The organism is Mesorhizobium sp. B2-4-19 (genome assembly GCF_006441315.1).
In the GTDB taxonomy this organism is placed as follows: Bacteria; Pseudomonadota; Alphaproteobacteria; order Rhizobiales; family Rhizobiaceae; genus Mesorhizobium.
Genome location: NZ_VFUV01000011.1, coordinates 188,421 through 194,840, shown reverse-complemented (window position 1 = coordinate 194,840; position 6,420 = coordinate 188,421). Strand labels below are relative to the sequence as shown.

The window sequence follows — 6,420 nt, the reverse complement described above, 5'->3', positions numbered from 1 at the left end:
GCGCGGGACGGCGAAAGCGTCATCGGCTTTGAGTTCCTGGTCGGCGATCCCGTGGCCAGGGAGAAATGGGATGAGCTCGGCTTGCCGGCGGTGCATTGACCGACGGCTGGTAAATTCCACCAGGCAACTGCCAGGCCACGATGTCGTGGCGTTGTGCGGCGACCCAAAAAACCTTATCAAGGCGCACGGCCGGGCGGTGGTCGTTGCCGAGATTTGGCACACTCATTCGCAACAGGATCGCGCTCCGCGCGTGGAAAAATGACAAAAGCCCTTCGCAAATCCCTTCGCAAATTCGCCATCGCCATCCCGCTTCTCGCCCTTGGCTTCTACTTCATCCCCATTCTGACGACGATCTTCATCGTCTGCGGCCTGATCGACGTGCTGCGCAACGACAGGAAGAATCTGGCGCTGTTCTCAGGCTACTTCCTCGGCAACGGCGTGTTCACCTGGCTCTTGTCGCCGTTCAACCTGCTGGTCGATCTGCTCTGCTACCGGAATCCCGGCGTGTGGAAGCTGGAGCAGTTTCCGGAGGATTATCAGCGCGAGGTCAATGAGGTCCTGGAGATATTCAAGGCGCGCAAGGATGAGATCATCGCCGACATCGACGCCAATTTCGGCGCCGGCCGGCGTGGCATGTATGTCTACCAGTGGTACGGCAAGCACCGGATCGACAACGTCGCCGAGTTCAACAAGGATTTCAAATACATCAAGACCATCGCCGTTTCGGTCTTCAGCAAGCGCGAATCGACTTCCTGGCATTTCGGCCCGCTGCGGCTCAGCCTGCGCATCCTCTACAATCTGATCCCGGTGAAGGCGGAAATCTTCGTCGAATGCGGCAACGTCAAGAACTACTGGTACGACAATCCGCAGTTCATTTTCGACGACACGCTGCTGCACCGTTCGGTCAACGAATATGACGGCCGCCGCTACTGCGTGTTCATGGACATCATCAGGCCGTCCCCGTTCCCGAGACTCATTGCCGGCATGCTCGCGGTTGTCTCGGTCAGCGTCGAGCGCATCAATTCGATGTTCTACAAGAACTGGAAGATGATCGGCTCGACCAAGCCGAAGAAGGTCGAAACCACTTGACCTGAAGACGTCGACGCTGCCGGCTCTGCTGGCAGCGTGCGGTGCATCTTATCTCTGCCGCGCGCACGGCTTCTGTATCACATATGTATAATATATCGAACGGTCGTTTGGAAGAAGCGGTCGATTCGGCGGTATTTCTGTGCGTCGTCGACGCTTGCGATGTCCATGCGTTTAAGTATACATCTTTATCAAGTCATCAATAATTTTCGTGATACGAATTTGGCAATCCCGATCGGCGGAACGGGTTTCGAGTGTATTAGAAATAGCTTAAATTAGACTACGACAGACCCGTCCCTTCCTTTGTCGGCGGCTTCAAGTGATCGGGAAAAAAATCTTCGGATTCTGGGGTGCTTACATTTGCACCGTGTTACTTGGCGTCGCCGTGAGCGCCGCGTACATAAATCTCGAAGAGTCCGTCTATTACTGGGACTTCGTGGCCTATTTCAACATGTTCAACCAGCAGGGCGCGATTCTGGTCGAAAGCCCATTCGAATGGCTCAGCCAATTGAGCACCTCCATCGCCACGGAAGATTACGGCGTGGCGATCCTGGTGCCCCTGATGCCGTTTCACCTTGTTTTTGGCGGTTCAAGGCTTTCCTTCATTACCGGAATCGTCGCGGTCTACCTGGTTCCGGCGGTTCTTTCGATAGGCAGAATAAGCTATCAGGAGGCGGCGTCCGAGACGCCGTCCCGTAGCTGGATCGCCGTCTGGATCACGGCCTTCCTGTACACGCCATTCTGGGCGCCGACGCTTCGGGGAATGCCTGACGTTGCCGGCTGTCTCGCCTTGACCGCGGCAACCTATTTTCTCTGGAAATCCAAATTCCTGACCCGCGAACCGGTGATAACCGGAATAGCCGTCGGCGCCTGCCTGTGGTTGGCGTTCATGCTGCGCCGCTGGTACGCCTATGCGGACATAGGGATCACCGTGTCAGCGGCATTCCTGGGTTTGCTGCAGATCGCAAGGGAGCGGGAACTGCCGGCCTTCCGCAACGCGGCTCTGGGCGGCGCGTGCGCGATTTTCCTTATTGCCGCGACGGCGTTAAACTTCCAGCTGCCGTTGATTGCCAGGATTCTGCAAACCAGCTACGCCGACCTTTACAGCGGATACAAGACGACCTTTGTCACCCAGCTCGGTGATGTCGGATCCCGGCTCAGCTATCTGAACTGGGCGTTGATCGTGGTGGGCCTCTACATCTCGGTTGTGCGCCGCAACGGATTTGCGGTGTTCTGTGCCATGGCCTCGGTGCTTACCTTCCTGGCTTTCATCCGGACGCAGGACCCGGAACGTCATCATTCCTTGCCGATGTTTCTTTGGCTCTTTCCCGCCTATGCCCAGGCAATCGTTTCGATCGTCTCCGTGCCGGGACTGAAATCACGATGGCCGACCATCGCCATGGCCGCTGTTGCCGGATTCGCTTTTTTGGGCACGTTTTTTCCAGCCGGCCGTCAGTTGCTGTCCCCGGTTGACTTCGTCTTCGCCAGGGAAGCCACGCTTCCCCTTCACCTCGACAATCTCCCTGAATACAGCCGCCTGATCGATGACCTTGTCGACAGGATGGAACCGAAGGACCGCTTTTCGGTATTTGCGTCGGGTCCTGTGATGAGCGACGCCCTGTTGTTCGGCATGAAACGGGATCTTGTTGCCCATGTCGGATGGATTTGCCAGGTGGACAGTCGTGACCGGTTCCGACCGGACGCATTGAAATCCAGATACGTTGTCGTGACCGACCGGCCGGTTACTCATCTGCAACCGGGCGCGCAGATCTGCGTCACGCTCCCGAACCAGTATATTCTTGAAGGCAAGGGCATCGGTGCCGCGTACAGGCGCATTGCGCAGTACCGATTGTCAGGCGATGTCGCCGGCTATCTCTACGAACAGGTGCGCCCGGTCAGCAAAGCCGAGGTCGACGCCCTCTATGCTGAGTTCAGGAAGAAGTATCCGGACTGGGTAGCGCCTGAATGGTGACGGTGAAGGGATTGACGCCACCGCCTCAACGCGGGCAGTAGACCGTGATGTTCAATCTGCTTCTCGTCGTCGTCGGCGGCGGCATCGGCGCCGGCATTCGCCATCTCACCAGTATGGGCGCCCTGCGTCTTGTCGGCCCCAATTATCCCTGGGGCACGATGGCCATCAACATTGTCGGCTCCTTTGCCATGGGGCTGTTCATCGCCATCCTGGTGCGGCGTGGCGGGTCGAACGAAGTCAGGCTGTTCGTCGCCACCGGCATTCTTGGCGGTTTCACCACCTTTTCCGCCTTTTCGCTTGATTTCGCGACGCTGTGGGAGCGGGGAGCCACGCTGCCGGCATTTGGATATGCGCTGGCCAGCGTCATTGGCGCGATCATCGCCCTGTTTTTGGGTCTTTGGCTCGCAAGAAGCCTGCCTTAATGCTATTGCCGCGCCAAGCGCAGGCCGAGCCCTGCTTTGGAAACGGATAAGCGAAAAAAAATGGCAGGCGTTGAACAGATCACGGTGGAGGCCGGCGAGGCGGGCATGCGGCTCGATCGCTGGTTCAAGACGCATTTCCCGGGCCTAGGTTTCGGTCATTTGCAGAAGCTGCTGCGCTCCGGCCAGATCCGCGTCGATGGCGGCCGCGTCAAGGCCGACAGCCGTGTCGAGCCCGGCCAGGTGGTGCGTATCCCGCCACTCGAGGTCGACAAGAAGGGCGAGAGCGCGCTGACCGGCCATTCGATCCGCAACCAGGGCGATGCCGACGTTCTGGCGAAAATGCTGATCCACGAGGACCCGAAGGTTTTCGTCTTCAACAAACCGGCGGGCCTGGCGGTGCAGGGCGGCTCGGGTGTCACCCGCAATGTCGACGACATGCTGGAAGCCTGGCGCAACCAGAAGGGCGAGAAGCCGCGGCTGGTCCACCGGCTCGACCGCGACACGTCGGGCGTGCTGGTCGTCGCCCGCACGAGACTGGCCGCAATGAAGCTGTCGGAAGCGTTCCGCGCCCGCGAAACGAAGAAGACCTACTGGGCCTTGGTCAAGGGCGTGCCGCCGAAGCGCGAGGACAAGATCTCGACCTGGCTGATCAAGGAGCCGACCGAGGATGGCGACCGTGTCCGGGTCGCCGCGCATGGCGAAAAAGGCGCCGACCATGCCGTGTCCTACTACCGTATCATCGAGCAGGCGGCGCAGACCATGACCTGGCTGGAGATGGAACCTTATACGGGCCGCACCCACCAACTTCGCGTCCATGCCGCCTATATCGGCTGCCCGATCATCGGCGACCCGAAATATTTCGAGGCCGACACCAACTGGGATTTCCCCGGCGGTATTCAGAATCGCCTGCATCTGCATGCGCGCCGCATCATCATTCCGCATCCCGACAAGGGCGTCATCGACGTCACCGCGCCGATGCCGCCGCATATGCGCCAGAGCTGGAACCTGATCGGCTTCGACGACGCCAGCGCGGAGGATTGATCTTGAGCGGCGCCACCGACGCGCTCGATCGGCGCGACACAGTCGACATGGCCGCCGCCGCCATCATGGTCGGCCTGACCTTCTCCTGGGGCCTCAACTACGTCGCCGCCAAAATCTCCTATGCCGGTTACGACCCCGTCTTCCTGTCGATCGCACGCTCGATCATCGGCGGCGTCTGCGTCTTCCTCTGGTGCCGCTGGCGCGGCATCGCTCTGTTCAGGCGCGATGGCACATTGCTCGCCGGCATTGCCGTGGGCGTGCTTTTTGGCATCGAGTTCCTTTGCCTCTATGTCGGACTGGAGCATACGACCGTTGCCCGCAACACGCTGCTGGTCAACTCAATGCCGTTCTGGATGCTGATTGGCGGTCACTTCCTGCTTGGCGAACAGATCACCATGCGCAAGTTCCTCGGTCTGTTGCTGGCTTTTGCCGGCCTCGCCACCGTCTTTTCCGACAAGCTTGGCGGCGGCGACATGCTGTTCGGCGATCTGCTCAGTCTTGGCTCCGGGTTTTTCTGGGCTTTGACCAATATCCTCATCAAGCGCTCGAAACTGGTCGAGGCGAGCGCCGAGAAGCTGCTGCTCTACCAACTCGCCGGCGCGGCGATCGTCGGCATATTGGTGCTGCCTCTCGCCGGCCCGCCGGTGCGCGATCCGTCCTTGTTGCCGACTTTGGCGCTGCTTTTCCAGGCGATCTATATCGTCGCCTTCACCTATGTCCTGTGGTTCTGGCTGCTGCGCCGCTATCCGGCCTCCGGCCTGTCCAGCTTTACCTTCCTGTCGCCGGTTTTCGGTGTCCTGTGCGGCGCGATCATCTTGAACGAGCCGCTGACCATTCGCATTTTTCTGGCACTTGGCTTGATTGCGGCAGGCCTGATCATCGTTAACCGGCCGGCGCGCAAGCTGACACCGGTGTGAGAGAGGCTTTTCATGCGTGACATCCTCAACGACCTCGAAGCGGGCAAGTATCTTTCCGATCCGGATCCGGTCCGCCGCGCCCAGATCCAGATGAAGACGCCGCTGCCCAAGCGCTTCTACAAAACCGCTTCGGTTGCGCCGATAGCGGGAGGTTTTGCCGTGCATCTCGACGGCAAGCCGGTGCGCACGCCGAGCAAGGCGCTGCTGGCGCTGCCGACCGAGGCGGCGGCAGTGCTGGTTGCAGACGAATTCGCGGAACAGGGCGAGACGATCAATCCGGTGGCGATGCCGGTGATGCGCCTGGTCAACACCGCCATCGACGGCGTTGCCAGCGATCCGCAGGCGGTGCTGGAAGACATACTGCGGTTTGCCTCATCGGATCTGCTCTGTTACCGCGCCGACGCCCCCCAAGGGCTGGTCGAGCGGCAGAACGAGCTGTGGGATCCGGTCGTCGATTGGGCGCGCACGACATTGGGGGCTCGCTTCAACCTTGCCGAGGGGATCATCCATGTCGAGCAGCCGCGCGAGACGATCGCCGTTCTGGGCAGTCATCTCAATCAGCGTGCCGAGCCGCTGCGTCTGGCCGCCATCCACCTCATGACCTCGCTGACGGGTTCGGCGCTGCTGGCGCTGGCGGTCGATTTCGGCGAGCTCGATGCCGAGACTGCCTGGGCCGCCAGCCATGTCGACGAGGACTGGCAGATCGAGCATTGGGGCCAGGATGCCGAAGCGGTTGCGCGCCGTGCCGCCCGCAAACGCGATATGATGGCTGCCGTCAGCCTTCTCGAAGCACTCAAGGGCTGACCCCGCGGCGATTGCCGCACCGCACCTAATACCAAAGTCATAATCCCATCGTCGCTCTGCCGTCGGCGGGCGCTTTCTGTCATTTTTCCCGTGATGGCCCGGCATTTCCGAGTCCGCGTTCGGAGGAGAGCGCTGACACTGGCGCCCGGCATCGAGGACAAGGTCTCACGGGAGGACA

6 protein-coding genes are annotated in these 6,420 nt (G+C 60.3%); all 6 read left to right on the top strand.

The window, feature by feature from the left end; all coding sequences use genetic code 11:
- Nucleotides 1-258 precede the first annotated feature (258 nt).
- The 6 genes from FJ546_RS19915 (at nt 259) to FJ546_RS19890 (ending at nt 6,242) form a co-directional block, all read left to right on the top strand.
- Nucleotides 259-1,089: an aspartyl/asparaginyl beta-hydroxylase domain-containing protein gene (locus FJ546_RS19915; protein WP_140890879.1), complete on the top strand. Its 831-nt coding sequence runs from the start codon at nt 259-261 to the stop codon at nt 1,087-1,089.
- 316 nt (nt 1,090-1,405) lie between these two features.
- Nucleotides 1,406-3,058 carry a hypothetical protein gene (locus FJ546_RS19910; protein WP_140890878.1) on the top strand — a complete coding sequence of 551 codons (1,653 nt, stop codon included), beginning with the start codon at nt 1,406-1,408 and terminating at the stop codon, nt 3,056-3,058.
- Between the two features lie 47 nt (nt 3,059-3,105).
- Complete coding sequence (gene crcB, locus FJ546_RS19905) at nt 3,106-3,480, top strand: fluoride efflux transporter CrcB (RefSeq protein WP_095775799.1); 375 nt, start codon at nt 3,106-3,108, stop codon at nt 3,478-3,480.
- Nucleotides 3,481-3,540: 60 nt separating this feature from the next.
- The gene (locus FJ546_RS19900) at nt 3,541-4,521 is read left to right on the top strand and encodes an RluA family pseudouridine synthase (protein ID WP_019857981.1); all 981 of its coding nucleotides are present in this window, start codon (nt 3,541-3,543) and stop codon (nt 4,519-4,521) included.
- A gap of 47 nt (nt 4,522-4,568) precedes the next feature.
- Complete coding sequence (locus FJ546_RS19895; RefSeq protein ID WP_181168005.1) at nt 4,569-5,438, top strand: DMT family transporter; 870 nt, start codon at nt 4,569-4,571, stop codon at nt 5,436-5,438.
- A 12-nt stretch (nt 5,439-5,450) separates the two neighbouring features.
- Nucleotides 5,451-6,242, top strand: a complete 792-nt coding sequence (locus tag FJ546_RS19890) for an ATP12 family chaperone protein (protein ID WP_140890876.1) — start codon at nt 5,451-5,453, stop codon at nt 6,240-6,242.
- The last annotated feature ends 178 nt before the right edge of the window (nt 6,243-6,420 follow it).

Excerpts from the sequence above, each read along its gene's own strand:
- FJ546_RS19915 (WP_140890879.1), top strand. The coding sequence starts at position 259 with ATGACAAAAGCCCTTCGCAAATCCCTTCGCAAATTCGCCATCGCCATC.
- crcB (WP_095775799.1), top strand. The coding sequence starts at position 3,106 with ATGTTCAATCTGCTTCTCGTCGTCGTCGGCGGCGGCATCGGCGCCGGC.
- FJ546_RS19900 (WP_019857981.1), top strand. The coding sequence starts at position 3,541 with ATGGCAGGCGTTGAACAGATCACGGTGGAGGCCGGCGAGGCGGGCATG.
- FJ546_RS19895 (WP_181168005.1), top strand. The coding sequence starts at position 4,569 with ATGGCCGCCGCCGCCATCATGGTCGGCCTGACCTTCTCCTGGGGCCTC.
- FJ546_RS19890 (WP_140890876.1), top strand. The coding sequence starts at position 5,451 with ATGCGTGACATCCTCAACGACCTCGAAGCGGGCAAGTATCTTTCCGAT.